The following is a 13,360-nucleotide window of genomic DNA, read 5'->3' as shown; positions in this document are numbered from 1 at the left end:
CTACCCGGCGCCGGCTTCCGCGCGCCGGCCGAATGGCGTTGTTCCCGCATGTCCTCTTCTTCCGTTCCGATGAGCACCAAGGCCGCCATGGGCCCGCTGGTCGTCATTGTCTTCCTGGGCTTCCTGGCCGTGGGCACGCCGCTGGCGGCGCTGGCCATCCACCTGCATGACGCCATGGGCTTCAGCCCGGCACTGGTGGGCGCCGTGATCGGCGCGCAATCGCTGATGACGGTGGTGACGCGGCATGCCGCCGGCACGGTCTGCGACCGCTACGGGCCGCGCCGCTCGGCGCTGATCGGCTTGCCGCTGGCGGCGCTCTCGGGGCTGGTGATGCTGCCGGCCACGATCCTGCTGCCCGCCGACAGCCTGCTGGTGGTGCCGCTGCTGCTGCTGGCGCGCGCCATGCTGGGGGCAGCGGAAAGCTTCTTCCTGACCGGCAGCATGACCTGGGGCATTGGCCGCATGGGCCCGGCGCGCACCGGCAAGGTCATGGCCTGGCAGGGCATCGCCATGTATGCGGCGCTGGGCACCGGCGCGCCGCTGGGCCTGTGGCTGCTGCAAGACGGCGGCTTCGACACCGTGCTGCTGCTCTCCATTCTGGCGCCGCTGCTGGCCACCGGCATCGCCCTTGGGCTACGCGGCTTCCCCGGCTCGGGCGGGCTGCGGCTGCCCTTCCACCGCGTGGTGGGGCTGGTCTGGATGCCAGGGACGGTGCTGGCGCTCTCCGGCCTGTCCTTTGTCGCCATGACCACCTTCCTGGCGCTGCACTACCAGGCGCGGGGCTGGGCGGGGGCGGGGCTCGGCATGATCGGCTTCGTGGCCGCCTATATCCTGGTGCGGCTCTTCCTGGCGCATCTGCCGGACCGGCAGGGGGGCATGCGGGTCGGCATCGCCTCGCTGGCGCTGCAATTCCTCGGGCAATTGCTGCTGTGGTGGGCGCCGGGTCCGCTCCCGGCGTTGCTGGGCGCGGTGGTCACCGGCCTCGGCTTCTCGCTGGTCTTTCCCGCCATGGGGGTGGAGGCCACGCGCTGCGTGCCCGCCGCCCAGCGTGGGCAGGCGGTCGGCAATTTCATCGCCTTCTTCGATCTTGCGCTAGGCCTGGGCGGGCCGCTGCTGGGGCTGGCGGCGACGCTGGGCGGCTCGGCCGCGCCCTTCCTGGTGGGGGCGGTCTCGACCCTGGCGGCGCTGCTGCTGCTGCGCCGGCTGCCGCCGGTGGCCTAGTCCGGCAGCGTCACCGCGCCATTGGGGCCGATGGGGAAGCCCGGGTTCCAGGCTACTTCCCACAGGTGGCCAGCGGGGTCCGCGAAGGCGCCGGCATAGCCGCCCCAGTCGGTTTCCCGCGCTGGCTTGGTGATGCGGGCACCGGCGGCGGCGGCTTCCGCCAGCACGGCGTCGACCTCCTGCCGCGTCCGGGCATTGTAGGCGAGGCTGAAGCCACGAAAGCCCTGGCCTTCCGGCGCCAGGCCGGAATCCCGCGCCAGATCCTCCCAGCCATAGAGCGAGAGGATCATGCCGCTGGCCTGGAAGAAGGAGACGCCCTCGGCCGCGCGCATCCCGCGCCGCCAGCCCAGAGCCTCGTAGAAGGCGGTGGCCGCCGCCAGATCAGGCACGCCCAGCGTGATCAGGCTGAGGCGCTGCTCCACCGGGCTATTTCCGCAATTCCATGGTGATGGGCCCTTCGCGCTCCCCGCGCGCGAACTGGTCCACCATGGCATTGCCGGTCTCGCCCAGCGTGGCGGCGGGGCCGGTCCAGACGATTCGGCCCTTGTGGATCATGGCCGCCGTGTCGCCGATGCGCCGGGCGCTGGCCATGTCATGCGTGATGGAGACCGCCGTGGCGCCCAGGCGCTTCACGCAATCCACGATCAGCCCGTCGATCACCGCGCCCATGATGGGGTCGAGGCCGGTGGTCGGCTCGTCGAAGAAGATGATATCCGGGTCGCCGGCAATGGCGCGGGCCAGGCCCACGCGCTTCTGCATGCCGCCCGAAAGCTCGCCCGGGTAGAGGTCGCCGACGCTGCCGGCGAGGCCGACCTGCGCCAGCACCTCGGCCGCCTTGTCCCGCGCCTGGGTGCGGGTGATGCGCTTCTGGGCCAGAGGCTTGAAGCAGACATTCTCCCAGACCGGCAGGCTGTCGAAGAGCGCGGCATTCTGGAACAGCATGCCGATGCGGTCGTTCAGCGCCTCGCGCTCCCGCCGCGGCATGGTCAGGACATTCTGGCCGTCGATCTCGATGATGCCGGCATCGGGCTGGATCAGCCCCAGGATGGACTTGATGGTGACCGACTTGCCGGAGCCCGAGCCGCCCAGGATGACCATGCCATGGCCGGCCTGCACGTCGAGGTCCACGCCATCCAGCACCTGCTTAGGCCCGAAGGACTTGCTGAGGCCGCGCAGGCGGATCTTGGGGGTGGAGGAGCCGCTCATTGGGCGAAGAACATCTCGGTGATGATGTAGTCGAGCGCCAGGATGAGGATGGAGGAGGAGACCACGGCCGCCGTGGTGGCCGCGCCCACGCCCTGCGCGCCGCCACGGCTGTTATAGCCATGGTAGCTGCCCATCAGCGCCACGATGAAGCCGAAGACCGCCGCCTTCACCAGGCCGGAGATCACATCCATCGGCTGCATGAAGTTCAGCGTGGCGTTCAGATAGGTGGCGGAGCCGAAGCCCAGCTTGGCGGTGCCGATGATCCAGCCGCCCATCACGCCCAGCACATCCGCCACCACCACCAGCAGCGGCATGGCGAGGGTGCCGGCCAGCAGGCGAGGCGCCACCAGGTACTTCATGGGGTTGGTGGAGAGGGTGGTCAGCGCATCCACCTGATCGGTGACGCGCATGGTGCCGATCTCGGCCGCGAAGGCGGCGCCGATGCGGCCCGCCACCATCAGGCCCGCCAGCACCGGGCCAAGCTCACGCGTGATGGAGAGCACCACCACATTGGCGATGGCGCTTTCCGCCCCGAAGCGGGAGAAGCCGGAATAGGATTGCAGCGCCAGCACCATGCCGGTGAAGACCGCCGTCAGCGACACCACCGGCAGGGAGAAATAAGCGATCTCCACAAAGGCGCGGAGGAACATGCGCGGGTAGAAGGGCGGCCGCAGCAGGTGCGAGAGACCCTCGGCCGCGAAGAGCGCGATGGCGCCCGCGCGCCGGCAGAGGCCGAGCACGGCGCGCCCGAGGCTCGCCAGGAAGTTCAGGATGACGTTCAATTCAGGACCGCCGTATCATGCCGGCCGGTATTGGCGCCGGTAGCGGGCGCCGAGCGATGTCATGACCTCGTAACCGATGGTGCCGGCCAGCGCCGCCACATCGTCCGGCGTCTGCGCCGGGCCGATTAACTCCACCCGGTCACCGGGGCGAAGGTCGGGCAGGTCGGTGACGTCGAGGGTGATGAGATCCATGGAAACCCGGCCTACCAGCGGCACAGGGCGCCCGGCGACAATGCCGATGCCCCGGCTGGACAGGGCGCGAAGGTAGCCATCGGCATAGCCCGCGGCAATGGTGGCAATCCGACTGTCACGTTTCGCCACCCAGGTGGCGCCGTAGCCCACCGGGGTGCCGGCCGCCACCTGCCGCACCTGCAGCACCGGCACGGTCAGGCGCAGCACCTGCCGCATCGGGTTCGGCAGCCCCGGAGTCGGGTTGATGCCATAGAGCCCGCAGCCCGGCCGGCCGAGGTCCGAGGCCATGGCGGCGCCATGGAAGATGCCGGCGGAATTGGCGAGGGAGCGGGGGATGCCGGGGAAGGCCGCGGCGGCCTCGGCGAAGCGGGCGGGCTGCAGCCGGTTCAGCTCGTGCTCCGGCTCATCGGCGCAGGCCAGGTGCGTCATCACATAGCGCAGGCCGAGCCCGTCCAGCGCCCCGGGGGGAAGGGCGGCCCGCTCGGCCGGGGAAAGGCCCAGGCGCTCCATGCCGGTATCGAGATGCAGGATGGTGCCGGCCCCGGGCGCCCCGGCGGCCTGCCAGGCAGCGATATCGGTGGGGCCGTTCAGCACCGGCGTCAGCCCGGCGCCGGCATCCGCGCCGGGCGGGAAGCCGCCGAGCACGGCGATCATCGGCCCGGCGCCCAGCGCCTGCCGCAGCGCCATGCCCTCGGCCAGTTGGGCCACGAAGAAGTGGCGGCAGCCGGCCCCGGCCAGCGCCCGCGCCACCGGAGCGGCGCCGAGCCCATAGGCATCGGCCTTCACCACGCCGGCCACGGGCGCGCCATGGCGGGCGCCGAGGTCGCGCCAATTGGCGGTGATGGCCGCGAGGTCGACTTCGAGAGTCGCCTCGGCAGCCTCAGTAACCGTCATGGCCATGGGTGATGTCGAGATCGCCGAAGCGCGTGAACTCGGCCTCGAAGAAGAGCGGAATGGTGCCGGTGGGGCCGTGGCGCTGCTTGGCCACGATCAGGTCGGCACGGTTATGGGCCTTCTCCATCCGCTCGATCCAGGCCGTATGGGCTTCCTCGAACTTCTCGCCTTTGTCGAAGGCTGCCTGCTTCGGCTCCTGCATCTTCAGGTAATAGTCGTCGCGATAGACGAACATCACCATGTCGGCGTCCTGCTCGATCGAGCCGGATTCGCGCAGGTCCGAGAGCTGCGGCCGCTTGTCCTCGCGGGATTCGACCTGGCGGGAGAGCTGGGACAGCGCCATCACCGGCACCGCCAGTTCCTTGGCGATGGCCTTCAGGCCCTGGGTGATCTGGCTGATCTCCTGCACCCGGTTCTCGGGGCGGGAGCCGGCGGCGGGGCGCATCAGCTGCAGGTAGTCCACCACGATGAAGTCGAGGCCGCGTGTCCGCTTCAGGCGGCGGCAGCGGGTGCGGAGCGCCGAGATGGTGATGGCCGGCGTGTCGTCGATATAGAGCGGCAGGCGCGCCAGCTCGCGCGAGACTTCCACGAATTTGTCGAAGTCCCGCTGCATGATCTCGCCACGGCGGATGCGGTCGCCGGAGATGCGGGAGGCTTCGGAGAGGAGACGGGTGGCGAGCTGGTCCGCGCTCATTTCCAGCGAGAAGATGGCGCAGCCGCCCTTGGGCACGGCGCCGGGGCCATGCTCGTCCTCGGCCGCGCGCAGGATGGACTGGGCGGCGCCGAAGGCGATCTTGGTGGCCAGCGCGGTCTTGCCCATGCCGGGGCGGCCGGCGAGGATCAGCAAGTCGGAGGGATGCAACCCGCCGGTCTTGGCATCCAGGTCCCGCAGGCCGGAGGAGAGGCCGGACACGCCGCCGCCACTCGTAAAAGCCTTCTCGGCCATGGTGACGGCTTCGGTCAGGGCGCGGCCGAAGGGCACGAAACCGCCCTCGTTGCCGCCATCCTTGGCCAGGTCGAAGAGCGCTTGCTCGGCGGCTTCCAGCTGCTCGCGGCCTTCCAGCCCTTCATCGGTGCCGAAGGCGCGGTTCACCACCGTCTCGCCCAGGTCCACCAGCTGGCGGCGCAGCCAGGCGTCATGGATGATGCGGCCATAGTCGCCGGCATTGATGATGCCGACCATGGCCGAGATCAGCCGGGCCAGGTATTCCGGCCCGCCCAGCTCATCCAGCAGGCCGGAATGGGCGAATTCGCCGCGCAGGGTCACCGCATCCGCGAGCTGGCCGGCCTCGATGCGCCGCTGGATGGCGGCATAGATGCGGCCATGGACCGGGTCGGCGAAATGCTCCGCCGCCAGGAATTCGGAAACACGCTCATAGGCTTTGTTGTTGGCCAGGAGCGCGCCAAGCAGCGCCTGTTCCGCCTGCAGGTTCGCTGGCGGCTGGCGCTGAGAGACGCGGAGCAGGCCATCGGTCTGGGGGACGCTGTTCATGCCCCCAGACTACCCTGTCCGGCCCCCCTCAGGCGAGAGGGAGGCTGTGGATAACGGGGATGCTTTGCCTCAGGCATCCTCGCGTGGCTGCTCCGCCACACGCCGCTCGGCCTCCACCATATAGTCGCGGGAGAGGGGGAGGGTGTCCACCTTGCGGGTCAGCTGCAGCTGCCAGTTCATGTGGCCCATGTAGCGGAAGGCCAGTTCCGAGCCGACCAGGTAGAATTCGAACATGCGGCAGAAGCGCTCGTCATAGAGGCTCTGGATCGCGTCCCGGTTGGCGGCGAAGCGGCGGCGCCAGTGGGCGATGGTATGGGCATAGTGCAGCCGCAGCACCTCGATATCCGTGGCCCAGAGGCCGGATTTCTCCACCGCCGGCAGCACCTCGGACAGGGCCGGGGAATAGCCGCCGGGGAAGATGTACTTGGAGATCCAGGCATTGGTGCTGCCGGGGCCGTCCGAGCGGCCGATGGCATGGATCACCGCCACGCCGTCCTCCTTCAGCGCGCTCTTCACGGTACGGAAGAAGGTCTTGTAGTGGTCGATGCCCACATGCTCGAACATGCCGACCGAGACGATGCGGTCCACCGGCCGCTTCCAGTCCCGGTAGTCCATCAGCTCGAACTTCACCCGGTCCGAGAGCCCGGCCTCGGCCGCGCGGCCGCGGGCCACTTCCAACTGCTCGGTGGACAGCGTGATGCCGGTGACGCGGGCGCCGTGCTCCCGTGCCAGATGCAGCGCCATGCCGCCCCAGCCGCAGCCGATATCCAGCACCTCCAGGCCCGGCCGGTCGAACTTCAGCTTGGAGGCGATATGCCGCTTCTTCAGCAGCTGCGCTTCCTCCAGCGTCTCGTTCCCGGTGGGGAAATAGGCGCAGGAATATTGCCGGTCCCGGTCCAGGAAGAGGGCATAGAGGCGGCCATTGAGGTCGTAGTGATGCGCCACGTTGCGACGGGCGCGGCTGGCGGGGTTGAGCTGGTCGAAGCGCCGGCGGGCCCAGCGCACCTTTTCCATGATGCCCTCGGCCGGGTGACTGAAGCTGCCCCGCATCAGGTTGATCGACATCAGCTCGGTCAGGTCGTAGAGCGAGCAGTCCATGGGGGCGATGTTGCCCTCCATGTACTCCTCGCCAAAGGCGAGGGTGGGATTGGTGGACAACCGCCAGAGCGCAGGCTTGCTGCGGATTTCCAGGCCTGCGCTGGGGCCGTCGGTGCCGCGATATTCCACAATGCGGCCATCCGGGTAGCGGACGGTCAGGGTCCCACATTGGATCAAGCGGGACAGAATACGGTCGAACAGCATGCCCGAGCCTTCCTCTTTCACCACGAAAGGTGATCGTGGCAATTGGGGGCCGAGCTTGTCCAGCCAAGCCTGGGCGGGTGTTACGAAGACTTCATCGCGGTATTCCATTCGTTACAACCGGCGCCGCCGATTGGAACAAGGCGCGAAAAAGGGCGCTCCCCTCGCGGAAAGCGCCCTTTCTCCTTCAGCCCTGGAAGAAGGGCTTATTCCTCGGTGGCAGCGCCCAGCTCGGACAGCTCGGCGGCCAGCTCGGCCTCCAGGCTCTCGTCCTCGGCCTGCTGCTCGGCGCGCAGGTCCTCGCCACGCGCCTGCTTCTCGGCTTCTTCCGGGGAGCGGGCGACGTTGACCGTCAGCGGCAGGTGGACTTCCGGGTGCAGCTCGACGCGGACGGTGGTCAGGCCTGTCGTCTTGATCGGCTGCTCCAGGAGGACCTGGCTGCGGTTGATGGTCAGGCCGGCTTCCTTGGCGGCGTCCGCGATGTCGCGGGCGCTGACGGAGCCGTAGAGGCCACCGGACTCGCCGGCCTGGCGGATGATGATGACGGACAGGCCGTCCATCCGCTCGGCCACGCGCTCGGCTTCCTCGCGGCGCTTCAGGTTCTGCGCCTCAAGCTGGGCGCGCTCCTGCTCGAAGCGCTCGAGGTTCGCCTTGCTGGCGCGGATGGCCTTGCCCTGCGGCAAGAGGTAGTTGCGGGCATAGCCCGGACGGACGGAGACGAGCTCGCCCATCTGGCCGAGCTTCTCGACCCGCTGCATCAGGATGACTTCGATCATCGGTTTTGAACCCCGATCTCAGGTGTTGGCGGGCGGCGGGTTACGGCGCCCGAATTGGTCAACGAGGCCCAGTGCCACCAGCATGATGGCGCCGGGCAGGCTGAAGACGAGAAGCAGGACATAGATCAGCACCAGCAGGGGCGCGCGCGCCTTGGCCGGCCGCAGCCGGGTGTGGAGCACCGCCAGCCCTTGCAGGACCATCGGCACCAGCAGCACCAGGCAGACCGACAGCGGCACCAGCGCATGCGCCGGGTCCGCCAGCAGCCAGGCCGCCGCGGCGAGCGCCGGCAGGGCAGGGTACCAGCGGGGCAGCCGCGCCGTGCTCCAGCGCGTCTCCGGCGCCAGCGCCAGGCCCTGGCGTCGCAGCAGCCACTGCGCCAGCCCGGCATTGCCGGTCAGCACAACAGCCAGCCACAGCGCCATGGCCGCCGCCTGCAGGCGGATGACCTGCGTCACCAGCCCTTCCGGCTCTTCCACGCCCATATGGACCAGGCCCGCCGACACCGCCTCCCGCAGCGCATGCTCCAGGCCACCCTCGGGGCTGGCCAGGGACAAGGCCGCGAGCAGCAGCACCGCCGCCGGCCAGAGGCCCAGCAGCGCCAGCGGCAAGCCGAGGGCGAGATGCCCCCCGCCATGCGCCAGCCCGCGGAGGGCCGTGACCAGCAGCAGGGTCGCCGGCATGCCGAAGGCGCCGAGATAGATCAGCGCCGGCAGCATGCTGATGCTGTCCACCAGCAGGGCCACCCCCGCCACCGCCACGGCGATGAGGAAGGACGGCAGGCCGAAGCCCAGCCCCGCGAGGCAGAGCGGCAGCGGGGCGAGCCAGAACAGGATCGCGCCCAGCGGCAGCCCGTGGAAGGCCCAGAGCGCCGCCAGCGCCGAGACAAGCCCGCCCGCCGCCCCCGCGAGGAATCGCGGGTCGTTGGCCAGGCCGGTCGATGGCTGGTTGGTGCTCAAGCCAGGATGTCCGTTTCTCGTCTCAGCCCGGCTCAGTCGTTGATGACGTAGGGCAGCAGGGCCAGGAAGCGGGCGCGCTTGATGGCGTTCGCCAGCTCACGCTGCTTCTTGCCCGACACGGCCGTGATGCGGCTCGGCACGATCTTGCCGCGCTCGCTCAGGAAGCGAGAGAGCAGGCGCACGTCCTTGTAGTCGATCTTCGGCGCGTTGGGGCCGGAGAAGGGGCAGGACTTGCGGCGGCGGTAGAACGGGCGGCGCGCGCCAACGGCGGGGCGGCGGGCAGCGGGGTTCAGGTCGGTGGTCTCGGACATGCTCTCTTACTCCTCGCCGCCGGCGTTGCCGCCGTCCATCTCGTCGCGCGGACGCGCACGGAATTCCTCGCGGTCGTCGCCACGCTCGCGGCCACGGCCGGAACCGAAGCGGCCAGCCGGGCGGGGGCCACGGAAGCTGCGGTCACGCTCGCGGTCGTCGCCACGCTTGGCGAGGATGGCGGAGGGAGCCTCGGGGTCGATCGCCTCGACGCGGATGGTCATGTGGCGCAGCACGTCCTCGTTGAGGCCGAGCTGGCGCGCCATCTCCTGCTCGGCGGAGGCCGGGCAGTCGAGGCCGAGGAGCACGTAGTGACCCTTGCGGTTCTTCTTGATGCGGTACGCCAGGCCGCGCAGGCCCCAGTACTCGCGCTTCTTCACCTCACCACCGGCTTCGGTGATGACGGAGGAGATCTGGTCGGTGATGGTGTCGACCTGCTGCTGCGTCAGGTCGTTCCGCGCGATGAGCACGGTTTCGTAAAGCGGCATGGTGTCTCCCTGTGGCTGTCTCAGCCCCGGGGCTTCGCGGCACCATGCCGCAAAGCGCAAACGGGCATAGCCGGGCGCGATGCCACGCGCCCGGCAGGGTGGGCGGCGTTAAGCACGGCGGCGGTGCCCAAGTCAAAGGATTCGGGGGAAGGGCCGGGCTTAAAGGCCACAGGTGCCCGGAATCGGGATGCGGGGGATGAATGACGGCGCTGCGGGGCCATAATATTGCCAAGGATTTCTTGACACCCGCGCGCCCCGCCTCTACCCCGCCGCCGCCATTCACACGTGGGAAACATTTCGCCCCATGCCGCTTGCCTTTGTATTTCCAGGCCAGGGCAGCCAGGCCGTCGGCATGGGCCGCGACCTCGCCGCCAGCTTCCCCGCCGCGCGCGAGGTCTTTGAGGCCGTCGACGAGACCCTGAAGCAGAACCTCTCCCGCCTCATGTTCGAGGGGCCGGCGGAGGAGCTGACGCTGACCGCCAATGCCCAGCCGGCGCTGATGGCCGTCTCGCTGGCCGTGCTGCGGGTGCTGGAGCAGGAAGGCGGCTTCGACCTCAAGTCCCGCGTGGCGCTGGTGGCCGGCCATTCGCTCGGCGAATACAGCGCGCTGGCCGCCGCCCTGACCTTCGACGTTCCCACCGCCGCCCGCCTGCTGCGTCTGCGTGGCGATGCGATGCAGAAGGCGGTGCCGGCGGGCATGGGCGCCATGGCGGCCCTGCTGGGTGCGGAGATGGCCCAGGCCGCCGCCATCTGCGCCCGCGCCGCCGAGGGGCCCGAGGGGCGGCACGAGATCGTCGAGGCCGCCAATGACAATGGTGGCGGCCAGGTGGTGATCTCCGGCCACCGCGGCGCCGTGGAGCGCGCGGTGGAGCTGGCCAAGGCCGAGGGCATCAAGCGCGCCATGCTGCTGCCGGTCTCGGCGCCCTTCCATTCCTCGCTGATGGCGCCCGCCGCCGATGCCATGGCCGAGGCGCTGGCGCAGGCCGAGCTGCGCCCGCCGGTGGTGCCGCTGGTGGCCAATGTCTCCGCCGCCAAGGCGACCGACCCGGCCGAGATCCGCGAGCTGCTGGTGCGGCAGGTGACCGGCACGGTGCGCTGGCGCGAATGCGTCGGCACCATGCTGGAGCTGGGCGTGGACCGCTTCGTCGAGATCGGCTCCGGCAAGGTGCTGACCGGGCTGGCCAAGCGGCTGGCGCCGGATGCGCAGGCCATGTCGGTGGGCTCGCCCGCCGATATCGAGGCCTTCCTCAAGAGCCTGTAAGGGATACCACCGGGATATGTTCAGCCTCGAAGGCAAGGTGGCGCTGGTCACCGGCGCGACCGGCGGCATCGGCGCCGAGATCGCGCGCGCGCTGCACAAGCAGGGCGCCAAGGTCGCGCTGTCCGGCACCCGCCGCGAGGTGCTGGAGACCCTGGCCGCCGAGTTGGGCGAGGGCGCCCTGGTGGCGCCGGCCAACCTGACCGACCCCGCCGCCCCGGCGGCGCTGGTGGAGCAGGTGGAAGGCGCCTTCGGCAAGCTGGACATCCTGGTCAACAACGCCGGCTTCACCCGCGACGGGCTGGCGATGCGCATGTCCGACAAGGACTGGTCGGATGTGCTGGAGGTCGACCTGGCCGCCCCCTTCCGCCTGGCGCGCGCCGCCATCCGCGGGATGATGAAGCGCCGGGCGGGCCGCATCATCTCCATTGCCTCGATCGTCGGTGTCACCGGCAATCCGGGGCAGGCGAACTACGCCGCCGCCAAGGCCGGCCTGATCGGCATGAGCAAGGCGCTGGCGCAGGAAGTCGCTTCCCGCGGCATCACGGTGAACGTGGTGGCCCCGGGCTTTATCGCCACACCGATGACCGATGCGCTCAACGAGCAGCAGAAGGCGCGGCTGATGGAACGGATTCCGATGGGACGGATGGGGGAGGCCACTGATATTGCGGCGGCCGTTGCCTATCTGTCTTCCGAAGAAGCCGGCTGGGTCACCGGCGCCACCCTGCATGTCAACGGCGGGATGGCGATGATCTGAACCACTTCGCGGGGGGAATTGTTCCCCGTGAAGCTTCCGTGTTAAGCCCGCGCGGGCCATGGGAGGGGCTGTTCCCTCCCGCCGCCGCAGGCAGCGTTCCAGCAGGAGACATCGCGTCATGAGCGATACCGCCGACAAGGTGAAGAAGATCGTTGTCGAGCATCTCGGCGTCGAAGAGGCCAAGGTGACGTCCGAAGCGTCGTTCATTGACGACCTGGGTGCCGACAGCCTCGACACCGTCGAGCTGGTGATGGCGTTCGAGGAGGCCTTCGGGGTCGAGATCCCGGACGACGCCGCCGAGAAGATCACGACCGTCAAGGACGCGATCGACTATATCGAGGCGCAGAAGGCGGCCTGAGGCCCCCTTCGGACTTGCGCTTCTAGAGGACTAAGAATCGGGAGGTTGCACGCGTGTTCGGTTCTCTGACGACGCCGCGCCGCGTCGTCGTCACCGGGATGGGCATTGCCTGCCCTCTCGGGGTCGGCGTCGCGCATGTGTGGCAGCGGATGCTTGCCAGCGAAAGCGGCATCGGCCCGATTAGCCTCTTCGACCCGAAGGACCTGCCGGCGAAGATCGCCGGCGAGGTGCCTTCCGGTTCCCGCGCCGAGGGTAAGCTCGACTTCAACGAGTTCATCCCGGTCAAGGACCAGAAGAAGATGGACCGCTTCATCCAGCTCGCCCTCGTGGCGGCCACGGAAGCGGTTGAGGATTCCGGCTGGGTTCCGGAGTCGGAGGAAGACCGTTGCGCCACGGGCGTGATGATCGGCTCCGGCATCGGCGGCCTGCCCGAGATCTACAATGCCTCGCAGCTGGTCAGCTCCGGCCGCGCGCGGCGTTTGTCGCCCTTCTTCATCCCGGCGGCGCTGATCAACCTCGCCTCCGGCCATGTCTCCATCAAGTATGGCTTCAAGGGCCCGAACCACGCGGTGGTCACGGCCTGCGCCAGCGGCGTGCACGCGCTGGGCGATGCCGCGCGCCTGATCGCGCTCGGCGATGCCGATGTGATGGTGGCGGGCGGCACGGAAGCGGCGGTCTGCGAGATCGGCATCGCCGGCTTCTGCTCGGCCCGCGCGCTCTCCACCGCCTTCAACGACACGCCGGAACAGGCTTCCCGTCCCTGGGACGAGGGCCGCGACGGCTTCGTGATGGGCGAGGGTGCCGGCGTGATGGTGCTCGAGGAATACGAGCACGCCAAGAAGCGCGGCGCCAAGATCTATGGCGAGGTGATCGGCTACGGCATGTCCGGTGACGCCTATCACATCACCGCGCCCGCCGAGGGCCATGACGGCGCCTATCGTGCCATGAAGGCGGCCTTCAAGAATGCCGGCGTCACGCCGGACCAGGTCCAGTATGTCAATGCGCACGGCACCTCCACGCCGCTGGGCGACGACCTGGAGTTGGAGGCGGTCGAGCGGATGTTCGGCGATGCCGCCAAGGGTCTGGCCATGTCCTCCACCAAGTCGGCCATCGGGCATCTGCTCGGCGCGGCGGGCGCGGTGGAAGGCATCTTCTCGATCCTGGCGATCCGGGACGGCGTGGCTCCGCCGACGCTGAACCTGGAGAAGGCCTCGCGGGAGAGCGTGATCGACCGCGTGGCGTTGCAGCCGCAGGAGCGCAAGATCGACGTGGCGCTGTCCAACAGCTTCGGCTTTGGCGGCACCAACGCCTCCATCCTGTTCCGCAAGGCGTCCTGATCCATTGATCCGGCCGGCCGGGGAGCCGTGATCC

General features: G+C 69.3%; 15 protein-coding genes. 5 read left to right on the top strand and 10 right to left on the bottom strand.

Going from position 1 to position 13,360, the window contains the following annotated elements:
* Positions 1-48: 48 nt before the first annotated feature.
* Positions 49-1,221: an MFS transporter gene (locus IBL25_RS05340; protein ID WP_187777517.1), complete on the top strand. Its 1,173-nt coding sequence runs from the start codon at positions 49-51 to the stop codon at positions 1,219-1,221.
* Here the strand turns inward: IBL25_RS05340 and IBL25_RS05335 are convergent.
* From IBL25_RS05335 to rpsF, 10 genes are all read right to left on the bottom strand, one after another.
* Positions 1,218-1,643, bottom strand: coding sequence for a VOC family protein (locus tag IBL25_RS05335; RefSeq protein ID WP_187777516.1), 426 nt, complete (start codon positions 1,641-1,643; stop codon positions 1,218-1,220). The genes IBL25_RS05340 and IBL25_RS05335 overlap by 4 nt on opposite strands.
* Before the next feature lie 4 nt (positions 1,644-1,647).
* A complete protein-coding gene (locus tag IBL25_RS05330) occupies positions 1,648-2,427 on the bottom strand; it encodes an ABC transporter ATP-binding protein (protein WP_187777515.1) in 780 nt (259 codons plus the stop codon).
* A complete protein-coding gene (locus tag IBL25_RS05325; protein WP_187777514.1) occupies positions 2,424-3,209 on the bottom strand; it encodes an MlaE family ABC transporter permease in 786 nt (261 codons plus the stop codon). Before IBL25_RS05325 ends, IBL25_RS05330 begins: the two co-directional genes overlap by 4 nt.
* Positions 3,210-3,224: 15 nt before the next feature.
* Positions 3,225-4,295 (bottom strand): alanine racemase, encoded by a 1,071-nt coding sequence (gene alr / locus IBL25_RS05320; RefSeq protein WP_202986687.1) that lies wholly within the window; start codon positions 4,293-4,295, stop codon positions 3,225-3,227.
* The gene (locus IBL25_RS05315; RefSeq protein WP_187777512.1) at positions 4,282-5,787 is read right to left on the bottom strand and encodes a replicative DNA helicase; all 1,506 of its coding nucleotides are present in this window, start codon (positions 5,785-5,787) and stop codon (positions 4,282-4,284) included. Before IBL25_RS05315 ends, alr begins: the two co-directional genes overlap by 14 nt.
* Positions 5,788-5,856: 69 nt before the next feature.
* Entirely contained in the window at positions 5,857-7,089 is a 1,233-nt protein-coding gene (locus tag IBL25_RS05310; protein ID WP_187777511.1) for an SAM-dependent methyltransferase, read from the bottom strand.
* 203 nt (positions 7,090-7,292) lie between these two features.
* Positions 7,293-7,862 (bottom strand): 50S ribosomal protein L9, encoded by a 570-nt coding sequence (rplI, locus tag IBL25_RS05305; protein WP_187777510.1) that lies wholly within the window; start codon positions 7,860-7,862, stop codon positions 7,293-7,295.
* 18 nt (positions 7,863-7,880) lie between these two features.
* Complete coding sequence (locus tag IBL25_RS05300) at positions 7,881-8,819, bottom strand: DUF2232 domain-containing protein (protein ID WP_187777509.1); 939 nt, start codon at positions 8,817-8,819, stop codon at positions 7,881-7,883.
* Positions 8,820-8,851: 32 nt separating this feature from the next.
* Positions 8,852-9,130: a 30S ribosomal protein S18 gene (gene rpsR / locus IBL25_RS05295; protein WP_187777508.1), complete on the bottom strand. Its 279-nt coding sequence runs from the start codon at positions 9,128-9,130 to the stop codon at positions 8,852-8,854.
* A gap of 6 nt (positions 9,131-9,136) precedes the next feature.
* Positions 9,137-9,616, bottom strand: coding sequence for a 30S ribosomal protein S6 (gene rpsF, locus IBL25_RS05290; protein WP_187777507.1), 480 nt, complete (start codon positions 9,614-9,616; stop codon positions 9,137-9,139).
* Between the two features lie 304 nt (positions 9,617-9,920).
* Here rpsF and fabD point away from each other — a divergent pair, with 304 nt between their 5' ends.
* The 4 genes from fabD to fabF all read left to right on the top strand — a co-directional run bounded on the left by fabD (position 9,921) and on the right by fabF (position 13,326).
* Complete coding sequence (gene fabD, locus IBL25_RS05285; protein ID WP_187777506.1) at positions 9,921-10,877, top strand: ACP S-malonyltransferase; 957 nt, start codon at positions 9,921-9,923, stop codon at positions 10,875-10,877.
* 16 nt (positions 10,878-10,893) lie between these two features.
* The gene (gene fabG, locus IBL25_RS05280) at positions 10,894-11,631 is read left to right on the top strand and encodes a 3-oxoacyl-[acyl-carrier-protein] reductase (protein ID WP_187777505.1); all 738 of its coding nucleotides are present in this window, start codon (positions 10,894-10,896) and stop codon (positions 11,629-11,631) included.
* A 118-nt stretch (positions 11,632-11,749) separates the two neighbouring features.
* On the top strand, positions 11,750-11,989 hold the full coding sequence (locus IBL25_RS05275; RefSeq protein ID WP_120637424.1) for an acyl carrier protein: 240 nt from the start codon (positions 11,750-11,752) through the stop codon (positions 11,987-11,989).
* Positions 11,990-12,042: 53 nt separating this feature from the next.
* Positions 12,043-13,326, top strand: coding sequence for a beta-ketoacyl-ACP synthase II (gene fabF / locus IBL25_RS05270; RefSeq protein ID WP_187777504.1), 1,284 nt, complete (start codon positions 12,043-12,045; stop codon positions 13,324-13,326).
* Positions 13,327-13,360 lie beyond the last annotated feature (34 nt).

The organism is Pseudoroseomonas ludipueritiae, assembly GCF_014490445.1.
Lineage (GTDB): Bacteria > Pseudomonadota > Alphaproteobacteria > Acetobacterales > Acetobacteraceae > Pseudoroseomonas > Pseudoroseomonas ludipueritiae.
This window is presented reverse-complemented; position numbering and strand designations above follow the sequence as displayed.

Bases quoted from the DNA above. Each gene is read 5' to 3' on its own strand.
- IBL25_RS05340 (WP_187777517.1), top strand. From the start codon at position 49: ATGTCCTCTTCTTCCGTTCCGATGAGCACCAAGGCCGCCATGGGCCCG.
- IBL25_RS05330 (WP_187777515.1), bottom strand. From the start codon at position 2,427: ATGAGCGGCTCCTCCACCCCCAAGATCCGCCTGCGCGGCCTCAGCAAG.
- alr (WP_202986687.1), bottom strand. From the start codon at position 4,295: ATGACGGTTACTGAGGCTGCCGAGGCGACTCTCGAAGTCGACCTCGCG.
- IBL25_RS05315 (WP_187777512.1), bottom strand. From the start codon at position 5,787: ATGAACAGCGTCCCCCAGACCGATGGCCTGCTCCGCGTCTCTCAGCGC.
- IBL25_RS05310 (WP_187777511.1), bottom strand. From the start codon at position 7,089: ATGCTGTTCGACCGTATTCTGTCCCGCTTGATCCAATGTGGGACCCTG.
- rplI (WP_187777510.1), bottom strand. From the start codon at position 7,862: ATGATCGAAGTCATCCTGATGCAGCGGGTCGAGAAGCTCGGCCAGATG.
- rpsR (WP_187777508.1), bottom strand. From the start codon at position 9,130: ATGTCCGAGACCACCGACCTGAACCCCGCTGCCCGCCGCCCCGCCGTT.
- rpsF (WP_187777507.1), bottom strand. From the start codon at position 9,616: ATGCCGCTTTACGAAACCGTGCTCATCGCGCGGAACGACCTGACGCAG.
- fabD (WP_187777506.1), top strand. From the start codon at position 9,921: ATGCCGCTTGCCTTTGTATTTCCAGGCCAGGGCAGCCAGGCCGTCGGC.
- fabG (WP_187777505.1), top strand. From the start codon at position 10,894: ATGTTCAGCCTCGAAGGCAAGGTGGCGCTGGTCACCGGCGCGACCGGC.
- IBL25_RS05275 (WP_120637424.1), top strand. From the start codon at position 11,750: ATGAGCGATACCGCCGACAAGGTGAAGAAGATCGTTGTCGAGCATCTC.